Origin of the sequence: Nguyenibacter vanlangensis (genome assembly GCF_013376155.1) — a bacterium.
GTDB classification, from domain to species: domain Bacteria; phylum Pseudomonadota; class Alphaproteobacteria; order Acetobacterales; family Acetobacteraceae; genus Gluconacetobacter; species Gluconacetobacter vanlangensis.
The window spans coordinates 1-866 of sequence record NZ_JABXXP010000963.1; the positions used below are offsets into that span (position 1 = coordinate 1).

The 866-nt window shown below is 71.7% G+C and carries 1 protein-coding gene; it reads left to right on the forward strand.

All coding sequences use genetic code 11. The annotated features are described in order from the left end of the window. A partial coding sequence (locus tag HUK84_RS20500) for a (Fe-S)-binding protein (protein WP_176641836.1) occupies positions 1-784 on the forward strand: 784 nt, incomplete at its 5' end. Between the last annotated feature and the right edge of the window lie 82 nt (positions 785-866).

Genomic DNA, 866 nt, shown 5'->3' on the forward strand with positions numbered 1-866 from the left:
CCTGGACGCGCGGACGGACGGGATCGCGGCCCTCGACGTCCCGGTCCTGGCGCCGGGCGAGGAGACCGACATCCTGCTCTGGCTGGGCGAGGGCGCGTACGATCTGCGGTACGGCCGATCGTTGCGGGCCCTGGTGACGCTCATGCGCAAGGCGGGTCTCCGGTTCGCCACCCTGGGCGCGGACGAAGTCGATTGCGGCGACGTCGCCCGGCGCCTGGGCGACGAGGCGACGTTCCAGGCCCTCGCGCGCGAGGTGATCGAAACGCTCGGAACGCGCCGCTTCACCAAGATCGTCACCGCGGACCCGCATGCCTATCACGTCCTGAAAAACGAATATCCCGCCCTTGGCGCCACCTTGGGCGGCACATGGACCGTCGAGCATCATACGACCCTGCTGGACGCGCTGGTGCAGGACGGGCGGCTTACCCTCGCGCGGCGTGACGGGCCCGCCGTCGCCTATCACGATCCCTGTTATCTGGGGCGCTATAACGGCGTGATCGACGCCCCCCGCCGCCTGCTCGACGCGGCCTGCCGCACCCGCGTGGAGGTCGAACGCCACGGCATGCGCGCCATGTGCTGCGGCGGCGGCGGCGGAAGCCCGGCAAGCGACGTCGACGCGGCCACCCGTATTCCCGACCTCCGGATGGAGCAGATGCGGCAGGGCGGGGCGTCCGTCGTCGCGGTGGCGTGTCCCGGATGCACGGCGATGCTCGAAGGCGTGACCGGGCCGCGCCCCGAGGTGAAGGACGTGGCGGAACTCGTGCTCGCGGCGGTGGTGCCATGACTGGTGGTGCCAAGACCGGTGGTACCATGACCGGGCGGATCAGGCGGGACCCGCGCGCCGAACGGTCGCGGCGCCTCGTGCC